Source organism: Microbacterium sp. 22215 (assembly GCF_052045655.1).
GTDB classification, from domain to species: domain Bacteria; phylum Actinomycetota; class Actinomycetes; order Actinomycetales; family Microbacteriaceae; genus Microbacterium; species Microbacterium phyllosphaerae.
The window spans coordinates 160,674-183,257 of the sequence record NZ_JBQEPC010000005.1; the positions used below are offsets into that span (position 1 = coordinate 160,674).

23 protein-coding genes are annotated in these 22,584 nt (G+C 67.8%); 6 read left to right on the plus strand and 17 right to left on the minus strand.

The window, feature by feature from the left end; translation table 11 throughout:
* Positions 1 to 17: 17 nt before the first annotated feature.
* From ACTJKH_RS10415 to ACTJKH_RS10425, 3 genes are all read right to left on the minus strand, one after another.
* Entirely contained in the window at positions 18 to 1,187 is a 1,170-nt protein-coding gene (locus ACTJKH_RS10415) for a hypothetical protein (RefSeq protein WP_440736838.1), read from the minus strand.
* 29 nt (positions 1,188 to 1,216) lie between these two features.
* Positions 1,217 to 2,197, minus strand: coding sequence for an ester cyclase (locus ACTJKH_RS10420; RefSeq protein ID WP_440736839.1), 981 nt, complete (start codon positions 2,195 to 2,197; stop codon positions 1,217 to 1,219).
* A 135-nt stretch (positions 2,198 to 2,332) separates the two neighbouring features.
* Entirely contained in the window at positions 2,333 to 3,334 is a 1,002-nt protein-coding gene (locus tag ACTJKH_RS10425) for a LacI family DNA-binding transcriptional regulator (protein ID WP_440736840.1), read from the minus strand.
* Between the two features lie 100 nt (positions 3,335 to 3,434).
* Between ACTJKH_RS10425 and hisD the strand changes: the two genes are divergently transcribed.
* The 3 genes from hisD to ACTJKH_RS10440 are packed head-to-tail and all read left to right on the plus strand — an operon-like array spanning position 3,435 to position 6,261.
* Positions 3,435 to 4,766: a histidinol dehydrogenase gene (gene hisD, locus ACTJKH_RS10430; RefSeq protein WP_440736841.1), complete on the plus strand. Its 1,332-nt coding sequence runs from the start codon at positions 3,435 to 3,437 to the stop codon at positions 4,764 to 4,766.
* Positions 4,763 to 5,521 (plus strand): SDR family NAD(P)-dependent oxidoreductase, encoded by a 759-nt coding sequence (locus ACTJKH_RS10435; protein ID WP_440736842.1) that lies wholly within the window; start codon positions 4,763 to 4,765, stop codon positions 5,519 to 5,521. Before hisD ends, ACTJKH_RS10435 begins: the two co-directional genes overlap by 4 nt.
* On the plus strand, positions 5,521 to 6,261 hold the full coding sequence (locus tag ACTJKH_RS10440; protein ID WP_440736843.1) for an HpcH/HpaI aldolase family protein: 741 nt from the start codon (positions 5,521 to 5,523) through the stop codon (positions 6,259 to 6,261). The genes ACTJKH_RS10435 and ACTJKH_RS10440 overlap by 1 nt, the downstream gene beginning before the upstream one ends.
* A gap of 63 nt (positions 6,262 to 6,324) precedes the next feature.
* Here the strand turns inward: ACTJKH_RS10440 and ACTJKH_RS10445 are convergent, their stop codons facing one another.
* The 8 genes from ACTJKH_RS10445 to ACTJKH_RS10480 all read right to left on the minus strand — a co-directional run bounded on the left by ACTJKH_RS10445 (position 6,325) and on the right by ACTJKH_RS10480 (position 12,808).
* Positions 6,325 to 7,053, minus strand: a complete 729-nt coding sequence (locus tag ACTJKH_RS10445) for an alpha/beta fold hydrolase (protein WP_440736844.1) — start codon at positions 7,051 to 7,053, stop codon at positions 6,325 to 6,327.
* Between the two features lies 1 nt (position 7,054).
* A complete protein-coding gene (locus ACTJKH_RS10450) occupies positions 7,055 to 7,963 on the minus strand; it encodes a carbohydrate ABC transporter permease (protein WP_367822134.1) in 909 nt (302 codons plus the stop codon).
* Positions 7,960 to 8,832, minus strand: a complete 873-nt coding sequence (locus ACTJKH_RS10455; protein WP_042537267.1) for a carbohydrate ABC transporter permease — start codon at positions 8,830 to 8,832, stop codon at positions 7,960 to 7,962. The genes ACTJKH_RS10450 and ACTJKH_RS10455 overlap by 4 nt, the downstream gene beginning before the upstream one ends.
* Before the next feature lie 72 nt (positions 8,833 to 8,904).
* Positions 8,905 to 10,212 carry an ABC transporter substrate-binding protein gene (locus tag ACTJKH_RS10460; RefSeq protein ID WP_042537269.1) on the minus strand — a complete coding sequence of 436 codons (1,308 nt, stop codon included), beginning with the start codon at positions 10,210 to 10,212 and terminating at the stop codon, positions 8,905 to 8,907.
* Between the two features lie 140 nt (positions 10,213 to 10,352).
* Positions 10,353 to 11,576 (minus strand): MFS transporter, encoded by a 1,224-nt coding sequence (locus tag ACTJKH_RS10465; RefSeq protein ID WP_440736845.1) that lies wholly within the window; start codon positions 11,574 to 11,576, stop codon positions 10,353 to 10,355.
* A gap of 85 nt (positions 11,577 to 11,661) precedes the next feature.
* Complete coding sequence (locus ACTJKH_RS10470) at positions 11,662 to 11,904, minus strand: hypothetical protein (RefSeq protein ID WP_440736846.1); 243 nt, start codon at positions 11,902 to 11,904, stop codon at positions 11,662 to 11,664.
* Between the two features lie 51 nt (positions 11,905 to 11,955).
* Positions 11,956 to 12,285 (minus strand): DUF7882 family protein, encoded by a 330-nt coding sequence (locus ACTJKH_RS10475; protein ID WP_440736847.1) that lies wholly within the window; start codon positions 12,283 to 12,285, stop codon positions 11,956 to 11,958.
* Positions 12,286 to 12,358: 73 nt separating this feature from the next.
* On the minus strand, positions 12,359 to 12,808 hold the full coding sequence (locus tag ACTJKH_RS10480; protein WP_440736848.1) for a MarR family winged helix-turn-helix transcriptional regulator: 450 nt from the start codon (positions 12,806 to 12,808) through the stop codon (positions 12,359 to 12,361).
* 121 nt (positions 12,809 to 12,929) lie between these two features.
* Here ACTJKH_RS10480 and ACTJKH_RS10485 point away from each other — a divergent pair, with 121 nt between their 5' ends.
* On the plus strand, positions 12,930 to 13,187 hold the full coding sequence (locus tag ACTJKH_RS10485; protein ID WP_440736849.1) for a hypothetical protein: 258 nt from the start codon (positions 12,930 to 12,932) through the stop codon (positions 13,185 to 13,187).
* Complete coding sequence (locus tag ACTJKH_RS10490; RefSeq protein ID WP_210096690.1) at positions 13,187 to 13,744, plus strand: MarR family winged helix-turn-helix transcriptional regulator; 558 nt, start codon at positions 13,187 to 13,189, stop codon at positions 13,742 to 13,744. The genes ACTJKH_RS10485 and ACTJKH_RS10490 overlap by 1 nt, the downstream gene beginning before the upstream one ends.
* Positions 13,745 to 13,789: 45 nt before the next feature.
* On the opposite strand, the gene ACTJKH_RS10495 is transcribed toward ACTJKH_RS10490, so the two are convergent.
* The 3 genes from ACTJKH_RS10495 to ACTJKH_RS10505 all read right to left on the minus strand — a co-directional run bounded on the left by ACTJKH_RS10495 (position 13,790) and on the right by ACTJKH_RS10505 (position 15,997).
* Positions 13,790 to 15,406, minus strand: coding sequence for an MFS transporter (locus ACTJKH_RS10495; RefSeq protein WP_440736850.1), 1,617 nt, complete (start codon positions 15,404 to 15,406; stop codon positions 13,790 to 13,792).
* Positions 15,407 to 15,506: 100 nt separating this feature from the next.
* Positions 15,507 to 15,680 carry a CsbD family protein gene (locus ACTJKH_RS10500; protein ID WP_210096689.1) on the minus strand — a complete coding sequence of 58 codons (174 nt, stop codon included), beginning with the start codon at positions 15,678 to 15,680 and terminating at the stop codon, positions 15,507 to 15,509.
* A 62-nt stretch (positions 15,681 to 15,742) separates the two neighbouring features.
* The gene (locus ACTJKH_RS10505; RefSeq protein WP_440736851.1) at positions 15,743 to 15,997 is read right to left on the minus strand and encodes a hypothetical protein; all 255 of its coding nucleotides are present in this window, start codon (positions 15,995 to 15,997) and stop codon (positions 15,743 to 15,745) included.
* 89 nt (positions 15,998 to 16,086) lie between these two features.
* Between ACTJKH_RS10505 and ACTJKH_RS10510 the strand changes: the two genes are divergently transcribed.
* The gene (locus ACTJKH_RS10510) at positions 16,087 to 17,694 is read left to right on the plus strand and encodes an SDR family oxidoreductase (RefSeq protein WP_440736852.1); all 1,608 of its coding nucleotides are present in this window, start codon (positions 16,087 to 16,089) and stop codon (positions 17,692 to 17,694) included.
* Positions 17,695 to 18,155: 461 nt separating this feature from the next.
* Here ACTJKH_RS10510 and ACTJKH_RS10515 read toward each other — a convergent pair whose 3' ends face one another.
* The 3 genes from ACTJKH_RS10515 to ACTJKH_RS10525 form a co-directional block, all read right to left on the minus strand.
* Complete coding sequence (locus ACTJKH_RS10515) at positions 18,156 to 20,129, minus strand: BCCT family transporter (protein ID WP_440736853.1); 1,974 nt, start codon at positions 20,127 to 20,129, stop codon at positions 18,156 to 18,158.
* A 74-nt stretch (positions 20,130 to 20,203) separates the two neighbouring features.
* Positions 20,204 to 21,892: an ABC1 kinase family protein gene (locus tag ACTJKH_RS10520; protein WP_440736854.1), complete on the minus strand. Its 1,689-nt coding sequence runs from the start codon at positions 21,890 to 21,892 to the stop codon at positions 20,204 to 20,206.
* A 24-nt stretch (positions 21,893 to 21,916) separates the two neighbouring features.
* Positions 21,917 to 22,516, minus strand: coding sequence for a PadR family transcriptional regulator (locus ACTJKH_RS10525; protein WP_210096685.1), 600 nt, complete (start codon positions 22,514 to 22,516; stop codon positions 21,917 to 21,919).
* Positions 22,517 to 22,584: the final 68 nt, after the last annotated feature.

Here is a 22,584-nt window from a genome sequence, read left to right on the forward strand (position 1 = left end):
CTCGCGCCCCGTCAGTCTCAGTCATCTTCGGTGGCGGTGACCATCACCCCGAGCGGGGCCAGGTAGCCGTTGGGGTCGATGGTCCAGTCGGCGACCGCGGCGGCCTCGATGACCTCCGGAGCCCACTCGAGGTAGACGCGGTCGTCGCCGCCGTTGATCACGAGCACGGTTCCGGTGCCGGTCTCGTCGCCTTCGACGCACACGTACGAGCGCCAGCTGCCCTCGGGCACCGAGAACGTGTCGCCCGCGCCGAGCGTGACCGCGGTCGACGGGTCGCCGTTGAGGGTGACCTCCCAGCGTCCGGTCTTGAACAGCAGCGCCTGCGTCTTGTCGTGGCGGTGGCGCAGCACACCCTGGCCGGCCTCGGCACGCACCCATGCGAGGTTGAACGAGTGGGGCTCGGTGACGTTCGGCACCTGGCGACGGTTCTCGCTCATGCCGTAGCCGATGGCGGTGGCGAGCTCGACGCGGCCCCCGTCGACCGCGGCGCACAGCAGCGCCGCCGCCGAGTACTTCCGGTCGCCCGGCTGGATCACGCGCGAACGCATGTCCTCGACCGTGTAGGTCGTCAGCTCGTCGATGTAGTGCTGCTTCATCGGCGTGATCAGCGGCACATCGTCGGGCAGCACATCGCCCGCGACCGTGTCGATGAGCTTGTTGTCGGCCGTGAGGTGCAGCCCGTACGACTCCGCCTCACGCAGCACCGAAGGACCCCAGATGATGCCGCCGTTGTCGTCGCGACCGAGCACCGTGTAGAGGATGCCGTCATCCGGACCCTCGTTGGTGAAGCCGCGGAAGATCCACGTGGGGATCGTGACGATGTCGCCGTCATGGCTGATGTACTCGCCCTGCTTGCCGTCGACACCCCAGCGGAGCCGGAACTCGCCACCGAGGTTGATGAAGACCTCGGCGGTGAAGTGCAGGTGCAGGTTGTTCGAGATGCCGTTCGGCATGCCGGCGGCGCCGGTGTTGAAGCCGTGGTTCATCTCCAGGTTCACGTACTGGCTCGCGTTCTGCGAGACACCCGCCCCGATGAAGGAGTAGTTCTCCTTGCGGTCAGAACCCGGGGTCCGGCAGTCGATGAAGGCCGAGTTGCACGGCACCCAGTCGGAACGGCGGATGGTGCGGCGTGCGATCTCGTCTGCATCGACGATGACGTCGACCTGGTCGACGATGGCGTTGCTCATTTCTTCTTCTCCTGTCGATCAGTCGCTGATCAGTAGATGTTGCTGAAGGCCGCGGGCTCGTCGCCGCGGAGACCCGCGATCTGGGCGCGCAGGGCGATGTCGTCCCACAGCCGCACCTCTTTGACGAGCGCTCCCTGGTGGAACGTGAACTGCGAGATGCCGAGCACGTCGACGGGCTTGCCGGTGAGGCTGCCGTAGTTGGGGACGCCGTTGTAGTCGCCGACGAACTTCCACGTGACGGCGACCCGGAGGCCCGCGTACCGCACGTCGTAGTTGGTCTGGATGTCGCGGATCTCGAACTGCCCACCGGGGAACGACTCGAGGAACCGCAGCAGCGCGCGGCGGTAGCCCTCGGGTCGGATGACGACGCGGTTGCCGACCGTCAGCAGCACGAGGTCGCGGTGGAAGAACTTCTCGACCTTCTGCAGATCGCGCTCGTTCCACACCGTCTGGATCATGTCGATCACGGTCTCGACCTCGGAGCGGTAGTCGTCGGGGCGGACGCCCGAGTCGCCCTTCGCGATCGGATCGGACGGCGCCGGCTCGGTCCACGAGCCCGTGTACCCGCGGAACGCCTGCGCACGGGCCAGCTCGTCGAGGTCGAGGCCGCTCTCGAGCGCACCGGCGAGCGAGTCGCGCACCACCCACTCCTCGACCATGCGGCCCTTGCGGTAGAGGCAGTTGGCGATCGTACGGCTGTGGGAGGAGGTCTGCAGGTGTCCGGAGAGCACGAGGTGCGAGCTGAGGAACGCGTCGTCTCCACGGGCTTCCCAGATCACGTCCTCGGCCTGGCCGGTGCGATCGGGAGTCGCCGAGATGCGCATGAGCGTGCCCTCGATGACCTCCTGACGCGTCGTGGAGGTGCCGTAGGCGCCGTGCACGATCGAGTCGGGTTCGTAGTTTTCGCGGATGAAGCTGATCGACCGATCGACCCAGATCAGATCGGTGACCTCGCGGATGAAGTCGTCGGGGTCTTGGTACGGCAGATAGGCAACCGGGTCGAGAGACACGCTTTTCACTCCTTCAGGATGCGAAGCTGCGGTTCATCGGTGATCGCTGGCTCCGTCTTCGTCAGTGTATGCGTATGCACAAACCAGCGCAAGAGAAGATCCTGCGCACACGGTGATCATTCCGCGGTGGAGGCGTCAGGCGGTGTGCGCGGCAGCCAGGGTGCGCCGCGGCACGAAGGCGGATTCGAAGCGCGTGTTCTCGAGGGGGGCGTCCGGATCCTCGATGCGGCGCACGATCAGGCCAGCCGCGGCACGCGCCATTCCGGCGATGTCGTAGCCGATGGTCGCCAGGTCGATGATCGGCCACGCCGCTTCGGGCAGGTCGTCGAAGCCCACGATCGAGAGGTCTTCGGGCACGCGGAGCCCGGCTCGGTGCGCGGCGTTCAGGGCTCCGTAGGCGACGACATCGTTGCCGCAGAACAGCAGCGTCGGCCGATCCGGCACCGCGAGGATCTCGGTCGCGGCGGCCTCTCCTTCGGCGGCACCGTACGGGACGCGCCGGACATCCGCCTCGTGCAGCACCACACCCTCCGCCACGAGCGCCTCGCGCAGCGCGGCCTCGCGGCTCTGCGCGGTGCTGGTGTTGCTCGGCCCGAGCACGGCACCGGCTCTCGCGTGCCCCAGCTCGACCGCACGTCTGACCACCTCGCGGTACCCGGGAGCGGGGTCGACCACCGTGGCATCCGCCTCGACGAAGGATCCGGTGCGGTTGAAGTAGACGAACGGCAGGCCGCGATCCTTGAGACGCAGGGGAGCGACGGACTCGACCGTGGTGGTCGCCAGGATGACGCCGTCGAGGCCGTTCGCCAGCAGACGTTCGACGATCGTGTCGTTGTCGGCCGACTCGGTGTGCAGCATCAGCTGATACCCGAGCGCCTCGAGCTCCCGGTGCACCGGGGCGATGATGTGCGAATAGAACTGGTTGTCGAGATCGGTGAGCAGCAGGCCGATGCGGCGGGTACGACCGGATGACAGAGCCCTGCCCGCCTCGCTCGGCACGTAGCCCAGCAGCTGCGCGGCCTCTCGCACCCGGAGCTTGGTCGCCTCGGACACCCGCGCATCGTCGCGCAGTGCCCGAGAGACCGTCGGCTGCGAGACACCCGCCAAGCGAGCCACATCGCGACTTGTGACCACCATCTGGCGCCTCCCCCTCGATCTCACGGATTCTACCGCCCTTGACGCCCCGATGCATACGCGGTCATAATCAGCACATACGTATGCAATGAAAGGAAGGGCCATGCCCCTGCATCTGAAGACCGCGCCGACGAAGACGTTCGCGGACACCGCTCAGCAGGATGTCGCCGAGCGCGTGAGGGGGATCATCGGCGACATCCGGGAGAACGGCGACACCGCAGTGCGGCGGTACGCGGAACAGTTCGACAACTGGAGCCGCGACTCCTATCGACTGTCCGATGACGAGATCAGCGAGATCATCGCCACCCTCGACCCGCAGGTGATCACCGACATCGAGTTCGTGCAGAGCCAGGTGCGCCGCTTCGCGCAGGCGCAGCGGGATTCGCTCGTCGACATCGAGGTCGAGACGCTGCCCGGGGTCTTCCTCGGACAGAAGCACGTTCCCGTGCAGGCGGCCGGGGCCTACATCCCCGGCGGCAAGTACCCGCTGACCGCCTCGGCCCACATGACGATCATCACCGCGAAGGTCGCGGGCGTGCCCCGCGTCGTCGCGTGCACCCCTCCCATCCGCGGAGAGATCCCCGCCGCGACGGTCGCGGCGATGAAGATGGCCGGCGCCGACGAGATCTACATCCTCGGTGGCGTGCAGGCCGTCGCGGCGATGGCCGTCGGCACCGATTCGATCGACCCCGTCAACATGATCGCCGGCCCCGGCAACGCCTACGTCGCCGAGGCCAAGCGCCAGCTGTTCGGAGAGGTCGGCATCGATCTTTTCGCCGGCCCCACCGAGATCCTCATCGTCGCCGACGAGCACGCCGATCCGTTCTTCACCGCGGTCGATCTGCTCTCGCAGGCCGAGCACGGTCCCGACTCCCCCGCGGTGCTGGTGACCACGTCGCAGGCTCTCGCCGAGGAGGTCATGGACTGGATCGAGAAGATCCTTCCCGGTATGCCCACGCGCGACTACGCCGGGCCCGCCTGGCGCGACTGGGGTCAGGTGATCGTCGCCGACGACCTCGACGAGGCCTACCGGATCGCCGACGACTTCGCCTTCGAGCACGTGCAGATCTTCACGCAGAACCCGCGCGAGGCCCTGACGCGGATGCACGACTACGGCGCCCTGTTCCTCGGTGAGAACACCTGCGTCTCCTACGGCGACAAGGTCATCGGCACCAACCACGTGCTTCCGACCCTCGGCGCCGCTCGCTACACGGGCGGACTCTGGGTGGGCAAGTACCTGCGCACCGTCACCTACCAGGAGGTGCAGAACACCCAGTCGTCGGCCGAGCTCGGCGCGGTGTGCGGTCGCGCCGCCCGTGTCGAGCTGTTCGAGGGCCACGCCCGCTCGGGTGACGCCCGCGCCTGGCGGCATGCCGGCACCGAGTTCGCCTGGATCGACGAGAGCCACGCGGCGGTCGGCGCGGACGCGCGATGACCGACCTCACCGGTCGCACGGCGGTGGTCACCGGCGGCGGCAGCGGACTCGGGGCGGCCATCGCCCGGGCGCTGCACGCCGCCGGTGCGCAGGTGGTCGTCGTCGGGAGGGATGCCGAGAAGCTCGGTCGCGTCGTCGATGAGCTCGGTGCACGGGCCCGCGCGCTCACGTGCGACGTGTCTGACGCGGCATCCGTCGATGCGCTGCGCGAGCAGCTCGCCGGCACCGAGGTGTCGATCCTCGTGAACAACGCCGGCATCCCCGGCCCCGTCGCGGCCCTCACCGACATCGACGTCGCCGACTGGGACGAGGTGTTCGCCGTGAACGTGCGAGGCACCTACCTGCTCTGCAAGGCGCTGCTGCCGGGCATGGTCGAGCGTGGCGACGGTGACGTGATCAACGTCGCATCCGTCTCGGGCAAGCGTCCCCTCGCGCACCGCACACCGTACTGCGCGTCGAAGATGGCCGTGATCGGGCTCACCTCGACCCTCGCGTTCGAGGTCGGGGCGGCCGGGGTCCGGGTGAACTCGCTCTCGCCGGGGCCGGTGCAGGGTCCGCGCATGGAGCGCAACTTCCGCCTCGAGGCCGCGAGATCGGGCACGAGCATCGACGATGCCGAGCAGGCGTTCGTCTCTCGCGCGGCGCTCGGGCGCATGGTGACGGAGGACGAGGTCGGCGCCGCGGTCATCGCGATGCTGGCGATGCCGGGCATGTGCGGAGCCGACGTCGATCTCTCGGCGGGCATGGTGGCGTGATGCCCTCTCTGCGTGCTCGCGCGCTCGCCGGCGAGAAACTGATCGGCGCCTTGCTGCGGATGCCGTCGGAGGAGCTCGTCGAGATGCTCGCGGTCGCCGAGTTCGACTTCGTGCTGATCGACTGCGAGCACGGACCGGCCGACCTCGTCGCCCTGCGCCAGCACATCACGCTGGCCCAGGTGCACGGAGTGCCGGTGATCGTGCGGGTCGGCGAGGGCGATCGCGGGCAGATCCTTCGGGTGCTCGACCAGGGCGCGGAGGGCATCCTCGCTCCCCACCTCGACACGGCGGCGGATGCAGCGGCGCTGGTCGACGCGGCGATGTACCCGCCCGTCGGCAACCGGGGCTTCGCGACCTACAGCCGGGCGGGGCGATTCGGCCTCGTCGCGCCGCGAGACCACCGCGACTGGTGGCTCGAGAACACGCTCGTGCTCGGCATGATCGAGTCGCCGGGAGGGGTCGCGAGCGTCGACTCGATCGTCTCGACGACGAGGCTCGACGGCATCATGGTGGGGCCCGCCGATCTCGCGGCCAGCTCCGGTCCCGACGATCAGCCGGTGCCGGAGGCGATCGCGGCCGTGCATTCGGCGCTCGCGCGCGCCGGCTCACTGCGCATGGACATCGTCGGCACACGGGATGCGGCGAGCGCGGCGTTCTCCGACGGCGCCGACCTCGTCGTCTACAACCTCGCCTCGTCGCTCATGGCACATCTGCGCGGGCTGGCAACCCCCGAGCGCTGACCCGCACGTCTCCTCAGGAGGAGACGCCGCTCAACTGGGCGCGCCGTCCACGCGCGCGCGCCGTCAGGCGACGGCACCCGCCAATCGCTGCTGCGACATCCACGACCGCACGAGACGCCCGAACTCCCGCGGCCGCTCGAGCGGCAGAAGGTGCCCGGCATCCAGACTCACGAGCCGCGCGTCGGCCATCGCCGACACGATCTCGGTGTGGAAGTGCGGTGGGCAGATCACGTCGTCGAGCCCCGACACGACGAGCGTCGGCATCGTCAGCTCGGGCAGGCGGGCGAGCAGGTCGGTGCGGGTGAGCTGCATCGCGAGTTGAGCCCTCAGCCGTTCAGCGCCCGTCTCCTCCCCCATACGCAGAGTCCGCTGCACCACATCGGGTCGGTCTCGCACGAGGCGCTCCCCGAGAAGCGGGGACAGGATGCTCTGCTGCAGCGCTCGGGCGTCAGTGCCGGCGTCCAGTCGGGTCAGCCAGTCGCCCCATCCCGATCGCTGCGCCTCCGTCGGCGCCTTCGCGTTCGTGGAGACGAGCACGAGCCCCGCCACACGCTCGGGCGCGGCGAGGGCGAGTGCCATGCCGACGATGCCGCCGAGCGAGTGACCGACGAGCACGAAGTTCTCGGGAAGCGCGTCGAGCAGCGCCGCGACCTGCTCGGCGATCGAGGGGCGATCCAGCATGGGCCGGATCGCACCCTCGAACCCTGCCCCGTCGAATCGCGCATCCGCCCACAGGTCGGCCGTGCAGTTCATACCCGCGAGCAGCACGAGGGGCGCGGCCGCGACCGACACGTCAGCCCTTCACAGCGCCGTCGCTGAGACCGGCGACGAGGTACTTCTGCGCGATGAACGCGATCACGAACACCGGGATCGTGAGCAGCATGGATGCGGCGCCCGCCTGTTGCAGCATCGGCAGGGTCTGCCCGAGCTGGGTGGCGATGAAGACCGGCACGGTCTTCGACGAGGTGTCGGTGAGCACGAGAGCCGTCAGGTACTCCTGGAACGCGAACAGGAACACGAAGATGCCGGCCGTCAGGATGCCGGGGCCCATCAGCGGGATCATGACCCGGCGCAGCATCCCGATCCTGGTGCAGCCGTCGATCATGGCGGCCTCGTCGAGCTCCTTCGGGATCTCGGCGAAGAAGTTGCGCAGCAGCCAGATCGTGAACGGCTGGTTGATCGCGACCAGGGCGATCGCCAGCGCGAACGTGGTGTCGTAGATGCCGAGCGCCCGGCTGATGTCGTACATCGGCAGGACGACCGAGAAGCGCGGGAGCGCCCGGAAGATCAGGGCGAGCACCAGCAGCAGCGCCGAAACATAGCTCGGGAACCTCGAGAGCGCGTACGCCGCGGGGATGCCGATGACCAGCGCGAGCACGGTCGAGACGACGGCGACCACGAGGGTGTTGACGAGGTAGTCCGCGAAGTAGGTCGTCTCCCACAGGTTGACGAAGGCCTGCAGCGTGGGCTCGTAGTCCCAGAACACCGGCGGGTTCGAGAACGCGACGTCTGTGGGCTTCGTGACCGACAGCGCCATCCAGATGAACGGGCTGAGCATCACGATGCAGAGGATGCCGAGCAGCAGTCCGGTGACGACCGGGGGGCGGTTCGGTCCGCGCCGCTTGCGCTTCGATGCGCCGCTGGTGATGATCGCCCGGGTGGAGAGCTCGGAGTCGGAGAGCTCGGAGGTCGTGAGGCTCATCGTTCTGCCTTCGCTTCCTTGAAGATGCCCCGGATGAACGGGATCAGCATGATGAGGATGAGGACGATGGTGAGCACGTTGATCGCGCTGCCGAGGCCGAGGTTCTGTGCGCCGTCGGCGAAGGCGACCGAGTAGACGTAGAGCATGATCGACTCGTTGCCGATCGACTGCGCCTGCGGCGACAGGGGGATCAGGTTGTCGAACATCCTCAGGACGTCCATGATCGTGATCAGCGTCACGAACCCGAGCACCCCGCGAATGGTCGGGATGATCACGCTGATGTGGGTCTGGAAGGCGTTCGCTCCGTCGATCTTCGCGGCTTCCTTCAGTTCGTTCGGCACCCCCTGCAGCCCCGCCAGGATGATCAGCATCGCGAACGGGAGCATCGACCAGACAGTGTTCGCGATCACGAGGATCGCGTTGGGAACCTGGTCGGTGAACCAGAGCACCTGGGTGCCGCCCATCAACCCGATGAACCGGTTGACGACGCCGCCGAAGCTGTCGTCGAACAGCCACGAGAACGCCACAGCCCCCACGAGGTTGGGCAGCACATACGAGACGAGCAGGATGCCGAGTACCAGCGGACGGGACGTCGTGATCCTGTTGACGCCTGTCGCGATGATGTACCCGAACACGAGCAGGATCACGGTCGTGATGACCGTGACGATCACGGTGAAGGCGACCGCCCGGTGGAAGCGCGGATCAGTCAGCGCGTAGACGAAGTTGTCGAGCCCGACGAACGATCCGGGTGAGCCGTAGCGGACCTGCTCGAAGCTCCACTGCACCGTGCGCACCAGGGGGAGCACGAGGAGCGCCCCCATCACCAGCAGGCTCGGTGCGAAGAGCAACCAGAACTCGCGTGTCTTCATAAGCGTCCTCCCTTGGACGAGCTGTGGCCTGAACTCGCGCTCAGGCCACAGCCGCGGACCGGCGGTCCTGGATCAGCCGACGAAGGACTCGCCGGTTGCCTGCATCTGCGCCAGCCCGTCGTCGACGGAGACGTTGCCGTTGAGGATCTCGACGAGGATCGGGCGGATCTCGTTCGTCAGGTCGGCCAGCACCGGCGACACGATCGGCGGCATCGCCGAGGCGATCGAGTCGTTGGCGGCGGCGCCGTACGGCGAGTTCTCTTCGGTGACCATCCCCTCGCGGGCCGGGTAGGCCGCCGGAACGGATGCCGTCGACGCGTCTTCGCTGACGGCCGAGGCCATCATCTGGAAGAGCATGTCGTGGTCGAGCTTCGTGTTGAACGGAATCGACCATCCGTCGATCGACAGGCGGTTGTAGGAGTAGTCGGCGTCAGTCGTGAGCTTGGGCGCCCCCGCGAAGCCGAACGAGTCGGAGAGCTTCGAGTTCTCCGGCAGCGTCAGGTCGATCATCCGGCCCGAGAACATGATCGACATGGCCGCAGTGCCGTTGAACATCTGCTGCTGCACCTTGGGCTGGTCGAAGGTCGTGACCTGCGGATCCATGTACGGCTTGAGCGCGAGCATCGCCTCGACGGCTTGCTTGGCCTCGGGGCCGTCGAGCGTCACGTCGCCGTCGGCGTTCACGAAGTCGGCGCCGAGCGAGTTCATCGCGGCCTGGAAACCGGTGGAGACGTCGCTCGTCGCGAGCCACGGCAGCGCGATCGGGTAGTCCATGAGCCCCTCGGCCTGGATCGCCTCGGCGGCGGAGATCATCTCGTCGAAGGTGGTCGGCACCTCGAGCCCCAGGTCGTCGAAGACATCCGTGCGGTATGCCATGACGAACATCTGCGCCTGCATCGGGATGGCGTAGATGTCGCCGTCGTACGACATGCCCTCCACCATCGACTCGCTGATCTCGCCCAGACCGTAGTCGTCGGCATACTTGTCCCAGAGGTCGTTCAGCGGAACGAGCTTCTTCTCTTCGGCAAAGCCCGGGATGACGAATCCGTAGGTTTCGAGGATGTCGTAGGTGCCCGAGTCGCCGGCGAGCGTCGCCGTGGTCTTGGTCACCTGCCCGCCGAAGTCGATCGGGTCGTGCTTCAGCGTCACGTCGTCGTTCGAACAGCTCGACACCATGGTGTCGGTGAAAGGGTCGATCGCCGAGGAGTTGTAGGCGAGGACGTTGACCGTGGTCTTGCCCTCCGGAGCCGTGTAGTCACACGACACCGTTGTCGAGTTCGCGTTGTCGGTGCGGGTCCCGGCGCCGCAGCTGGAGAGGGCGATCATGCCCACAGCTGCGAGGGCGAGTACCGGCAGTGCTCGATGCTTGATGTGTCCCATGACGCTGATGGTATACGTATGCAACGGACTTAGGGAAGCCTATATTCCAGGAAAATCCAAGGATTGAATACGTATACTGCGAAAACTCGCGGGAGGGCGCGGGAAGACCCCCTTCACACCACTGTAGAGGCCGGTGATTCCTACTCCCGAACCCTGCGCTTCTCGAGCACTCCGGCGAGCAGCACCGCCACCAACGCCGCCGCGGGAGCCACGATCAGCCCGGCGCGCAGGCTCTGGGTGTCGGCGATGAAGCCGACGAACGGTGGCGAGAGCAGGAAGCCGAGCCGCAGCAGCCACGACACGATCGTGAGGCCCACGCCCGGCTTCAGTCCAGCCAGCTCGTCGGCGGCATGCATGGCCGCGGGGATGAGCGTCGCGATGCCGAAGCCGACCGCCGCGAAGCCCGCGATGGTTCCGGGCACGCTCGGGAAGATCAGGGCGAGGGTCATACCGCCCGCGGCGATCAGACCGCCGACCCTGGCGACCGCGCGCTGTCCGAAGCGGTCGGTCATGCCGTCGCCCAGCATCCGTCCGATGAACTGCGCGCCGACCAGGGCGATGAAGCCGAGCGGTGCGATCGCGGCCGCGGCGCCGAGCGACTCGCTGAGGTACAGCGTGGCCCACGAGTTTCCGGCATCCTCGGCGATCGCACCCGCCATCGCGATGAGCGTGAGGGCGATGACCATCATCACGATGCGCGGGCTCACGCCGCGGCGCACCGCGGTCTGCAGCTCGACGGGTTCGGCGGTGGCCTCGGCATCCGCCTCTTCGTCGCGGCCGGGCAGGCAGAACCAGAGCGCGGTGAACGCCACGGCGGCGAATACCGCGGTCGAGATGCCGAGGTGCACGCCGAGGGGCAGCTGCAGTGCGATCGCGGCGGCGGCCATTCCGCCGCCGAGCACCGCGCCGATCGACCAGATCGCGTGGAACGAGTTGATGATCGAGCGTCCGTAGCGACGCTGCACGCGCAGGCCGTGCGCGTTCTGCGCGACGTCGGTGATCGCATCGGAAGCTCCGCCGAGCAGCAGCGCGACGGCGAAGAGGATGCCGGAGGGCGCGACGGCGGCGGCGAGCAGACCGAGACCCGTGGCGATCGTGCCGAACACGGCGATGCGCGCCGAGCCGAACCGACGGATCAGCACCGCGGCGAGGAGGCCGGCGGCGATCGCTCCGGCGGGGAACGCCGCGATCGCGAGACCGTAACCGACGTTGTCGAGACCGAGTGCGGATTTGATCTCGGGGTAGCGCGGAAGGATGTTGGCGAACAGCGCGCCGTTCGTCAGGAACAGCGCCGAGACGGCGATGCGCGCACGTCGGGAAGCCCGATCCGGTGCCGGTCGTCGAATCGATTCGATCGAAGTCATAGCAACGACCGTACACGCCAACGTGCACGGTCGGAAAATCGCGACGAGCGCCAGGCGGAGAGACGCAACCCGACGAAGCCGAGACTCAGCTCAACTGCGGCTCGACCTCTGCAGAGGCGGCCGTGCTCGACGCCACTGCGGCCACAGCGGCCTTCGCCACATCGAGGTCGTCGAACTCCCCGAGGAAGTCCGACTGGGGGCCGAAGGCGCGGAAGCCCTCGAGGGGCGTTCCAGTGATCGAGCCGAGGAACTGGCGACGGTCATTGCCGACATGGAAGCCGGGGTCGACCTCGACCCACAGACCCCGCGGACGGGATGCCGATCTCATCCTCGCGCCAGCGACGGCCTTCGCGGCGTTTCTGATCCGAACAGACATGCGTCACGCACTCATCGCGTGCAGCCGACGCGCGCCGCCGGCCGACGGCGCGAACTCCTCACGCGTGACATCGAGGCCACCGGACGAACTCGCAGCGTTCATCATCGCGACGATGAGCGGCCGATCGATCGGCGCCTCATCCTCGATCGCGAAACGCAGCGGGATGGATGCGTGCAGCCAGAGCGTCTCCGACACCCCGTCAGCCAGGGGAATCGTGAGCGGGAACGCCTCGTTGCGTCGGAGCTTTGTCACGATCACGAGACGCAGGTGCGTGAGCAGCTCGTCATCGACCTCGATCGGTGCTGCGGTGTTGCCGTAGGTCAGGTAGCCCATGATCACTCCTCAAGCCGGACAGTTCGCTTGATAGATAGATTACTAGGTTACCTAGCTAAATGACAATCGAGACTCAAGGAAGGTCGTTGATCTCCTCCGAGAGGCGGCGCAGGAAGCGGGTCACCGCGTCGGTCTGCTCGGGCGTGAACTCGCTCGCGATCGACTCGACGCGCTGGGTGAGTTCATCGGCGGGCGAGTGGAGATCGCGCAACGACGGGCGCAGCACCTTCGACCGCGCATCCGCCGGATGCGGCGCGATGACGATCTGCCCTCGCTCCTGCAGACGACGCAGCAGGCTCGTGATCGCCGCCGTGCTCACGTTCAGGTGGGCGGCGAGACTGCCCGGCGTCGCCGGTGCGTCTGCCGGAGCATCCGTGATGAACCGCATCGCCTCGCGATCGGTGTCGTTCGGCGCGCGCATGGCCGCCAGCCGACGCCCCAACTGGGCCTCGGCGCGACGAAGCTCATCGACGCGCGCGACGAGTTCGGTAGCCGTGGTCTGCAGCTCGGTCCTGCTTGCCATGTGTCACCCCCTGACACGTCCATGATACTCGACAAAAAGGTAACCAGGCTGACTAGCGAAATACAATGCGACCAGGGACTCTGATCGGATGCGAAGATGGATACCTGCGGGAAGGGAAGACATGGTCGAGCGATTCACACTCGAGGATGCGGGGTACATCATGTACTCCGACATGCTCGATCGCCTGCGGGAACGCTTCCCGACCGTCCCCTCATGGCGCCTCGACCAGATCGTCTCCGCCGAGCATGACGCCATCACCGGCGGCATCCTGCGGATCGTCCCCGAAGAGGTCGAATCCGGCGCGATCGAGATGCTCTCCCGGGAGTTCGACGAGCGCACGACCGACGACGCCCGCAGCGACGACGGCGAGGTGGCGTGATGGAGAAGCCTGAGGAGTTCGGCCGCTCGGGCTACTGGTACCCCGAATCGAGCACCGCCAGCACGGTCGACGTCCTGAACATGCTGCGTCGCTACCGCGCGGCCGAGACGGCGATGCGCGCCCGCACCCGCGTGTCGATGGGCATGAACGAGACCGACCTGGTGGCCCTGCGCTTCCTGCTGCGCGAGCAGCGGGCCGGTCGCATCGTGCGCCCGATCGACATCGCCCGCATGCTCGACATCTCGACCGCATCGACGACCACTCTGATCGATCGACTCGAGAAGGGCGGCCACGCCCGCCGCGAGCCGCACCCGACCGATCGCCGCGCCGGCGTGGTCGTTCCGACCGTCAGCAGCGACGACGAGGTGCGCGAGACCCTCGGGGCGATGCATCGACGGATGCTCGCGCTCGTCGACGAGATGAGCGACGAAGAGCGCGGCATCGTCACGCACTTCCTCGCCGGGATGACCTCGGCGATCGAAGAGGCCTCGGATCTCGACCAGGAGCTGCGTGACGTCATCCGCTCGCACGAAGAGTCCGAGTCCTCCGACGACTGATCGCCGAGGGCCGGCCGAGAATCGGCCGGCCACCCGACGGGTCGATCAGGCCTTCTCGGACTGACCTTCCGTCTGCCCCTCGGTCTGCTCCGCCTTTTCCGCCTGCTCGGCCTGCTCAGCCAGCTCCGCGACGTACTCCGCGTTCTCGAGGCGCTCGGGGAAGAGCTCGTCGAGGTCGAGGTCGGGGTTCTCCTCCTGGGTCTCGACGAGCTCGACGGCCTCTTCGACGGTCTGCACGCTCGGCATCGCACCCGGCAGCGGCCTGCGTGCCGACTCCTTGAGCACGACGACGGCGATGAAGCCGGCGATCGAGGTGCCGATCACGTAGAAGGCCGGCGCGAGCGACGATCCGGTCAGCTGCACGAGCGCCTCCATCACCACCGGAGCCGTACCGGCGAACAGGGCGACGGCGAGGTTGTAGGAGATGCCCATGCCGCCGTAGCGAGACGACGTCGGGAAGAGGGCGGGCAGCGACGAGGCGAGGTTCGCGACGTAGAACGTCACCGGGAACGCGAGCAGCACGAGGCCGAGCAGGGTCGACCAGATCTCGCCGTGCATCATGAACAGGAACGACGGCACAGCCAGGACGATCGCCGAGATCGAGCCGATGAAGAGCACCCTCTTGCGTCCGATGCGGTCGGAGAGCTTGCCGGTGAGCGGGATGCAGAGCGCCATCGCCACGAGCACGGGGAGCGTCAGCAGCGTGCCGTGCACCTCGTCGTAGCCGAGGGTTCCGGTCAGGTACGTCGGCATGTACGACGTGAGCGCGTAGCCGACGGTGTTCGCGGCGGCGACGAGCACGAAGGCGGTGAGCAGCTCACGCCAGTACGCGCGGATCAGCGCGATGACGCCCTTCGGAGCATCCGCGGATTCCTTGGCGTCGTCCGCCGCGCGCTTCGCCGAGTCCTGAGCCTCCTGGAAGGCCGGGGTGTCTTCGATCTTGAGTCGGAAGTAGATCGCGATGAGTCCGAGGGGCAGCGCGACGAGGAACGGGATGCGCCAGGCGAAGCCCTGCATGACCTCTGCCGAGAGCGTGAGCTGCAGGATCGACACGAACGCGGCACCGATCGCGAAGCCCATGTACGAGCCGAGGTCGAGCAGCGAGGCGTAGAAGCCGCGGCGCTTGTCGGGAGCGTACTCGGTGATGAACGTCGTGGCGCCGGCATACTCGCCACCGGTCGAGAAGCCCTGCGCGAGCTTGAGGACGATCAGCAGGATCGGCGCCCAGACGCCGATCACCGAGAAGTCGGGGAGGACACCGATCAGGAATGTCGCTGCGGCCATCATGATGAGCGTGAATGCGAGGACGCGCTGGCGGCCCATCCGGTCGCCGAGCTGGCCGAGCACGATGCCGCCGAGCGGACGCGCGACGAACGTCACGGCGAAGACGCCGAGCGAGAACAGCGACTGCGCCCCGGCCGACGCATCGGGCAGGAACGCTCGTCCGATGATGACGGCGAGGTAGCCGTAGACGCCGATGTCGTACCACTCCATGAGGTTGCCGACCACGGTGCCCGCGACGGCGCGGCGGAGCATCGGACGGTCGACCACCGTGACGTCCTCGACGGTGAGGCGCCGCAGTTCATCCCCCTTGGCCGGTCGCAGGCGACGGAGCAGTCGCTGCCACAGGGTCAGATTCTCGGTCTTCGATGGATCGGACATGCAGTCATCTTCTCTCTCGTGCCGGAACAGCCTCGTAGGCCGGGCCGGACAGACGGCGGGGAGGCGGCTCTCGCCGCCTCCCCGCACTGTGTCGCCGGTCTCAGCTGTTGAAAGCGTCCTTGACGTTCTCGCCGGCCTTCTTGACGTCGGCCTTCGCCTGGTCGGCGCGGCCCTCCGCCTCGAGCTTCTCGTTGTCGGTCACCTTGCCGGCGGCCTCCTTCGCCTTGCCGGCGAGGTCCTGTGCGGCGTTCTTGATCTTGTCATCGAGTCCCATGGGGGATCCTTTCTCTTATCAGCGGTGGTCTTCAGTTGGTCTGGGCGTCTGCGGCTGTGCGCTCACAGCGGCAGCATGAGGATCTGGGCGATCAGCGGCAGTGTCGCGGCGGCGACCAGGGCGATGAGCCCGACGATCCCCGCCGTTCGCCACGTCGGCGACTTCTTGGTGACCAGGGGCGCGCGGCCGATACCGGTCGCGCGCCCCACGGCCTCGCTGGCGGGGAGCGGTGCGAGACTGACCGCCGTCGAGAGCGCAGACGTCGCGTCGAAAGAACCTGGGGAGACGCGGGTGGGGGAATTCGTTGCTCTGGACATGATCACCTTCCTCGCGCTAAAGATTACTAGGTGAACTAGTGAATTGCCACCCTAGCGAAATATTCAGGCATTGCGCCTACGCTTCACCCATGACCGAGCTCACCCAGCCCACCGGGCACGAAGAGGCCCTGCGCGCCCTCCCCCGCGAAGACGGATCCGCGCCCCGCGCGCTCGTCCTCGGAGCCACCGGATACATCGGAGGGCGCCTCACCCCGCGGCTCCTCAATGCCGGATACCGGGTGCGCGCTCTCGCCCGAGACGCCGCACGCGCGGCATCCTTCCCCTGGGGCGCGGAGTGCGAGATCGTCGAGGGCTCGGCCGACGACGCGGATGCCGTGGCCGAGGCCATGGCCGACGTCGAAGTCGTCTACTACCTGATCCACTCGATGACCGCCGGCAAGGGCTTCGAAGAGAGCGACGAGCGTGCGGCGACGACGGTGGCGGATGCCGCGGCCAAGGCCGGCGTGCGCCGGATCGTCTACCTGGGCGGCCTGCACCCCGAGGATGCGAAGCTCTCGCCGCATCTGCGCTCCCGGGTGCGCGTGGGCGAGATCTTCCTCGAATCCGGCGTGCCGTCGCTGGTGCTGCAGGCCGGGGTCGTGATCGGCTCGGGCTCGGCATCCTTCGAGATGATCCGCCACCTCACCGATGTGCTGCCGTACATGCCGGCGCCGAAATGGGTGCGAAACCGCATCCAGCCGATCGCCGTGCGCGACGTGCTGCACTACCTGCTCGGAGCCGCGCGGGTGGATGCCGACGTCAACCGCGCGGTCGACATCGGCGGTCCTGACGTGCTGCGCTACGGCCAGATGATGAACGGGTACGCGCTCGAGGCGGGCCTGCGTCAGCGTGCGATCGCCGCCCTACCCGTGCTGACCCCCGGGCTGGCATCGCACTGGGTGAACCTCGTGACCCCGGTCCCTCGCTCGATCGCACGCCCGCTCGTGGCGTCTCTGCAGAACGAGTGCATCGTGAAGGACCATGCGATCGACGACCTGATCCCGAAGCCCGAGGGCGGGCTGACGCCTTACCGCAAGGCCGTGGCGATGGCGCTGGGTCGCGTCGATGCCGACACGATCGAGACGAGCTGGCAGGATGCCGAGGTCTCGGGCGCTCCGAGCGATCCCCTGCCGAGCGACCCCGACTGGGCCGGACGCACCGTGTTCACCGACACCCGCAAGCTGAAGACCGCCGCACCGGTCGACGGGCTGTGGCGCGTGATCATCGGCATCGGCGGATCCAACGGCTGGTACTCGTCGAAGTTCCTGTGGGCCGTGCGCGGGTGGATGGACCGCCTCGTCGGAGGGGTGGGTCTGCGCCGCGGACGTCGCAGCAAGGTCGAGGCCCGCGTCGGTGACGCGATCGACTTCTGGCGCGTCGAGGCCGTCGAAGAGCCGGGGCGGGCGACCGACTCCTCGCCCGCGAGCGGTGGACTGCTGCGCCTGCGCGCCGAGATGAAGGTGCCGGGCGAGGCCTGGCTCGAGCTGAGGGCGCTGCCCGACGGCGACGGCTCACGCTACGAGCAGCGCGCCGTGTTCTTCCCCCGCGGACTGCTCGGACGCCTGTACTGGCTGGGCGTGCTGCCGTTCCACGGGTTCATCTTCGCGGGCATGGCCGCGCGGATCACCGACGCGGCTGCTGTTCCTGTCGAGACCGTCGCGCCCGGTGCGGATTCCGAGGCCGCCGCCGTCGCCTGAGCCGCACCGCAGCCTGAGCCGCACCGCAGCCTGAGCCGCACCGCAGCCTGACCGCTCGCCGACTCGGCACGCGGGGTCGATTCCGCATCCGAAGTTCCAGCCGGGGTCGATTCCGCATCCGAAGTTCCAGCCGGGGTCAATTTCGCACCGGAACCCTGTGCGTGGTCAGTTTCGCACCGGAAACGGGCGATTCGGATGCGTTTTTGACCCCGCACCGGTCCGACGCCGACGTACGGGGTCAGTCACGCACCCTCCGCGGCATGCATGGTCAATTTCGCACCCGAAACGGGCGATCCGGATGCGTTTTTGACCCCGCACCGGTCCGACGCCGGCGTACGGGGTCAGTCACGCATCCTCCGCGGCATGCGTGGTCAGTTTCGCACCGGAAACGGGCGATTCGAATGCGTTTTTGACCCCGCACCGGTCCGAAGCGCGATGCGGGGTCAGTCACGTACCCGGCGTCAGGAGGGCCGCTCGGCGAGGCCGGATGCGTCCGCATCCGCATCCGCATCCGCGCCAGCCCCGGCATCCGCCCCGTCGGTCGCCCCGGCATCCGGGATGATGTCGATGGCCTCGGTCGCGGTCGCGTAGACCTCGGCGAGGCTGTCGTCGACGTCGGCCTCGTCGATCCACGCGAGGTCGTCCTCGGAGTGGTCGTACTCGACGGGCACGAGCGCGAAGTCGTCGCCGTACTCCTCGAGGCCGGCCATGACGCTGTGGCGCACGGCCATGCGGGCATACCGGTCGCGCAGGATCAGGGGGTCGCGCCGGAGATCCTTCATGAACGCGATCATCATGAACGTCATGATCACCGCGAACGGCAGCGCGGCGATGATGGTCACGTTCTGCAGCGACTTGAGACCGCTGCCCTCCTCACCGGTCACCAGCAGCACCGCGGCGATGACACCGACCAGCACACCCCAGACGACCGCGACCCACCGAGACGGCTCTGGACGCCCCTGCTGCGACAGCGTGCCCATGACGAGCGATGCGGAGTCCGCTCCGGTGATGAAGAAGATCGCGATCAGCAGGATCAGCACGATGCTGGTGATCAGCGGGAACGGCAGGTTCTCGAGCACTCCGAACAGCACCTCTTCGGGCGGATCGACCGTGAGGTTCGCGCCGTCCATCTGCTGCTGGATCGCCGTGGTGCCGAAGATCGCGAACCAGATGAGCGAGATGACGGCGGGCACGACGATGACGACCGACACGAACTGGCGCAGCGTGCGGCCGCGCGAGATCTTGGCGATGAACATGCCGACGAACGGCGACCACGAGATCCACCAGGCCCAGTAGAAGATCGTCCAGCTCGAGAGGAACATCTGCGCCTCGTCGCCCTGCGAGGCTGAGCGGGCGACCATCTCGGGCAGGTCGCCGAGGAACTGCACCGCGACCGAGGGGATGACGTTGAGGATCAGCAGCGTCGGTCCCACGAAGAACACGAAGAACGCGAGCAGCAGGGCCACGACCGCGTTGATGTTCGACAGTGCGCGGATGCCCTTCGAGACACCCGAGACGGCGGAGGCGATGAAGCAGGCGGTGAGCACGGCGATCGCGGCGATGAGCACGCCGTTGCCGAGCTCGCCGATGCCGCTGACGATCTCGACGCCGTGGCCGATCTGCAGGGCGCCCAGGCCGAGCGAAGCGGCGGTACCGAAGAGGGTCACGATGATCGAGAAGACGTCGATCGTGCGGCCGAGGGGTCCGGTCGTGCGGCCCTCGCCGAGCAGCGGGGCGAAGATCGACGAGATGAGCGGGGTGCGACCTCGGCGGAACGCGCCGTAGGCGATCGCGCCACCGACGAGCGCGTAGAACGCCCAGGCCTGCGGACCCCAGTGGTAGAGCACCTGCGCCTGCGCGGTGTGCATCGCGTCGAGCGTGTCGGCCTCGACCGTGCCGGGCGGCGGGTTCTCGAAGAAGGTGAGCGGCTCGGCGGCGCCCCAGAAGACGAGACCGATGCCCATGCCGGCGGCGAACAGCATCGAGATCCACGAGAACATCGAGAACTCGGGCTCTTCGTCGTCGCGGCCGAGGGGGATGCGTCCGTAGCGGCTGAAGCCGATGAACAGCATGAAGACGAGGATGACGGTGGCGATCGTCGTGAAGAAGAAGCCGAAGTACTCCACCACCCACGCGAGCACGGTCGAGGTGGTGCCCGAGAGGTTGTCGCCCGCGAACACGCCCCACGCGATGAACGCGACGGTCAGCGCGACGGCGATGCCGAAGACGAGCGGGTCGGTGCGATAGGTGCGGCCGGTCTCTTCGACCGCGACGCCGGGAACGAGCGCCGGATGCACGCCGCGCGGCGGCACGGCGGCGATGTCACGGACGATCTTCTGGGCGGTCTCGGTGGCCTTCGCGGCCTGCCGGACTGCAGCGGTGGTGGTCTTCGGAGCGTCGTTCCTCGGGGGCGTCTTATCGTCCGGAGTGTCCATGAGAACCCATTCTCCCATGCCGGCATACTGCAGCCGGAGCCGCGATCGATCCCGCACACGGCGGAGCGAGAGCCTCAGCGCTGGCGGCGCCCGCCGAAGATCGCGTGCAGCAGGGGCAGGGCCGAGACGCACAGGAGGGTGATGCCGAGCGGCGGCAGGGAGGGCACGAGCAGCGCTCCGCCGACGAGCATCGCGGCGAACAGGACTCCGGAGCCGATGCGGCGGGCGATGCCCTCGAGCCGGTCGAGGCGACGCTCGAGACGCGACGTGTCGAACGTGACGTTGCCGTCGTCGACGCGGGTGATGATCGCGTCGATCCGCTTGGGAAGGCGGTACGTGACGGCCGCGGTCTCCATGGCCTGCTGGGCCATCTCCTGCATGAGGTTGCCCGACTCGTCACGCAGCAGTCGCCCGGCGTAGGGCTCGGCGGCATCCCACACGTTGAAGGTCGGGTCGAGGCTCGAGCACATGCCGGAGGTCAACGACACCGCGCGGATCAGCAGCAGCATGTTCTCGGGGAGCTGCAGCGGCAGCGAGCGCACCATGTCGCCGAACTCGTCGGCGAAGTCTGCGAACTCCCGCGGGTCGACCTTGCTCAGCTCGGCGAAGCCCATGCCGCCGAAGCGGGCGAACAGCGCACGGAGCGCCCGTTCGAGCTCGGCGGTGTCGGCCGAGGGAAGCAGCACGCCGATCTCCTGCGCAGCGGCGACGAGCCCCTTGCTGTCGCGGCCGGCGACCGCGATGAGCAGGGTGCGCAGACCGTCACGGAGGTTCGCCGGGACCTCGGCCATCATGCCGAAGTCGATAAAGGTGAGGCGGAAGTTCCGGCCGGTGGTGGATGCCGGCTCCGGCGTCACGAAGATGTTGCCGGGGTGCGGGTCGGCGTGCACGAAGCTGTGCGTGAACACCTGGTCGAACATGACCTCGGCGAACACGTCGGCGACCTCGGCCGGATCGATGCCCGCTGCGCGCAGAGCATCCGTGTCGTTGATCTTGATCGCCGTGACATCCGACAGCGTGAGCACTCGACGGGTCGAGCGCTCCCAGACGATCTCGGGGGCGTCGACGCGGGCGTCGCCGGCGAAGTTCTCGCGGAACCGCTCGGCGCTGGCCGCCTCGTGCAGGTAGTCGATCTCTTCGAGGCTCGTCTGCGCGAACTCCTCGACGAGCCCGGGGGCGTCGACGCGGTCGGCGACCAGGCGCACACGCGTCAGCCAGCGAGCCACGCGGCGGAGGGCCGCGAGGTCGACCGCGACGATCTCGTCGATGCCGGGGCGCTGCACCTTGACGACGACGTTCGCGAGTCCGGTGTCGACGGCATCCTGGGCCGAGAGACGGGCGCGATGCGCCTGACCCAGGGATGCGGCCGCGACCGGTGTCTCGTCGAACCAGGCATACGCCTGCTCCAGCGGCATCCCGAGTTCTGCCTCGGCGGCTGAGCGGATGCCGGCGAACGGCACCGCCGGCACCTCGTCCTGCAGACCCTCGAGCTCTTTCGTGATCTCGGGCGGGAGCACGTCGAGGCGCGACGACATGAACTGCCCGACCTTGATCATGAGCCCGCCGAGCTCGACGGCGAGCACGTGGAACCGCTTCGCGAAGCGCTGCATCCGAGGGGCGCGGGTGCGCTCCGAGACCGAGCTCAGCCCGAACTTCGGCAGGACGAGCTCGAACCACCAGATCTTGAGGAATTCACGCGCCGCGAAAGAGAGGATGCGGCGGTACCGGGCACGATGGGCGCCCTGCGCCGCAGCATCCGTCATGTGTCGTCCCTGGGTCGTGTGCGATCAGTCCTGAGCGAGGATCGAGTACAGCCTACGGCGGGCGTCGTCGAGGATCTCGACCGCCTGCTGCACCTGCTCGGTGCTGCCGCTGCGACCTACGGCCGCGGCTGCCGACGCGAGATCGACTCCGGCCTTGGGCAGTGCGCTGTAGCGGGGGTTGTCGTGCGAGCCCTCGCCCTTCGACTGCGACTCCCAGGGTGCCGGGTTCTCGGTGTGCTCGGATGCGACCGCGCGACCTGCCTCGGTGAGCGAGTAGGTCTTGCGACCGCCCTGCTCCTCGGCCTCGATCAGGCCCTCGTCGGCGAGGAGCTGCAGCGTCGGGTAGACCGAGCCGGCGCTCGGCTTCCACGAGCCGCCACTGCGATCAGCGATCTCGTTGATGATCTGGTAGCCGTGCATCGGCTTCTCGGCGAGGAGCGAGAGCACCGCGGCGCGGACGTCGCCCTTCGCCATGCGAGAGCCGCCGCTGGGGCGCTGCTCGAACGACTTCTCGAAGGACTTGCGGAGCTGATCCATGGCGTCGAAGATCGCCGATGCGGGTCCGCCCTGGCCCGAGCCGAAGCCGGATCCGCCGAACGGGTTCGAGGGGAATGCGTTGTTCATGATGACCTCCCGGAAGTGGTGAGCGATACTCAACGATATATCGTTAAGGCTGTGTGGCGGGTGGGAGT

What these genes read in the sequence shown, in the direction of transcription:
- ACTJKH_RS10415 (WP_440736838.1), bottom strand. Translation starts at nt 1,187, where the DNA reads ATGAGCAACGCCATCGTCGACCAGGTCGACGTCATCGTCGATGCAGAC.
- ACTJKH_RS10425 (WP_440736840.1), bottom strand. Translation starts at nt 3,334, where the DNA reads ATGGTGGTCACAAGTCGCGATGTGGCTCGCTTGGCGGGTGTCTCGCAG.
- hisD (WP_440736841.1), top strand. Translation starts at nt 3,435, where the DNA reads ATGCCCCTGCATCTGAAGACCGCGCCGACGAAGACGTTCGCGGACACC.
- ACTJKH_RS10435 (WP_440736842.1), top strand. Translation starts at nt 4,763, where the DNA reads ATGACCGACCTCACCGGTCGCACGGCGGTGGTCACCGGCGGCGGCAGC.
- ACTJKH_RS10440 (WP_440736843.1), top strand. Translation starts at nt 5,521, where the DNA reads ATGCCCTCTCTGCGTGCTCGCGCGCTCGCCGGCGAGAAACTGATCGGC.
- ACTJKH_RS10450 (WP_367822134.1), bottom strand. Translation starts at nt 7,963, where the DNA reads ATGAGCCTCACGACCTCCGAGCTCTCCGACTCCGAGCTCTCCACCCGG.
- ACTJKH_RS10455 (WP_042537267.1), bottom strand. Translation starts at nt 8,832, where the DNA reads ATGAAGACACGCGAGTTCTGGTTGCTCTTCGCACCGAGCCTGCTGGTG.
- ACTJKH_RS10460 (WP_042537269.1), bottom strand. Translation starts at nt 10,212, where the DNA reads ATGGGACACATCAAGCATCGAGCACTGCCGGTACTCGCCCTCGCAGCT.
- ACTJKH_RS10465 (WP_440736845.1), bottom strand. Translation starts at nt 11,576, where the DNA reads ATGACTTCGATCGAATCGATTCGACGACCGGCACCGGATCGGGCTTCC.
- ACTJKH_RS10470 (WP_440736846.1), bottom strand. Translation starts at nt 11,904, where the DNA reads ATGAGATCGGCATCCCGTCCGCGGGGTCTGTGGGTCGAGGTCGACCCC.
- ACTJKH_RS10475 (WP_440736847.1), bottom strand. Translation starts at nt 12,285, where the DNA reads ATGGGCTACCTGACCTACGGCAACACCGCAGCACCGATCGAGGTCGAT.
- ACTJKH_RS10480 (WP_440736848.1), bottom strand. Translation starts at nt 12,808, where the DNA reads ATGGCAAGCAGGACCGAGCTGCAGACCACGGCTACCGAACTCGTCGCG.
- ACTJKH_RS10485 (WP_440736849.1), top strand. Translation starts at nt 12,930, where the DNA reads ATGGTCGAGCGATTCACACTCGAGGATGCGGGGTACATCATGTACTCC.
- ACTJKH_RS10490 (WP_210096690.1), top strand. Translation starts at nt 13,187, where the DNA reads ATGGAGAAGCCTGAGGAGTTCGGCCGCTCGGGCTACTGGTACCCCGAA.
- ACTJKH_RS10495 (WP_440736850.1), bottom strand. Translation starts at nt 15,406, where the DNA reads ATGTCCGATCCATCGAAGACCGAGAATCTGACCCTGTGGCAGCGACTG.
- ACTJKH_RS10500 (WP_210096689.1), bottom strand. Translation starts at nt 15,680, where the DNA reads ATGGGACTCGATGACAAGATCAAGAACGCCGCACAGGACCTCGCCGGC.
- ACTJKH_RS10505 (WP_440736851.1), bottom strand. Translation starts at nt 15,997, where the DNA reads ATGTCCAGAGCAACGAATTCCCCCACCCGCGTCTCCCCAGGTTCTTTC.
- ACTJKH_RS10510 (WP_440736852.1), top strand. Translation starts at nt 16,087, where the DNA reads ATGACCGAGCTCACCCAGCCCACCGGGCACGAAGAGGCCCTGCGCGCC.
- ACTJKH_RS10515 (WP_440736853.1), bottom strand. Translation starts at nt 20,129, where the DNA reads ATGGACACTCCGGACGATAAGACGCCCCCGAGGAACGACGCTCCGAAG.
- ACTJKH_RS10520 (WP_440736854.1), bottom strand. Translation starts at nt 21,892, where the DNA reads ATGACGGATGCTGCGGCGCAGGGCGCCCATCGTGCCCGGTACCGCCGC.
- ACTJKH_RS10525 (WP_210096685.1), bottom strand. Translation starts at nt 22,516, where the DNA reads ATGAACAACGCATTCCCCTCGAACCCGTTCGGCGGATCCGGCTTCGGC.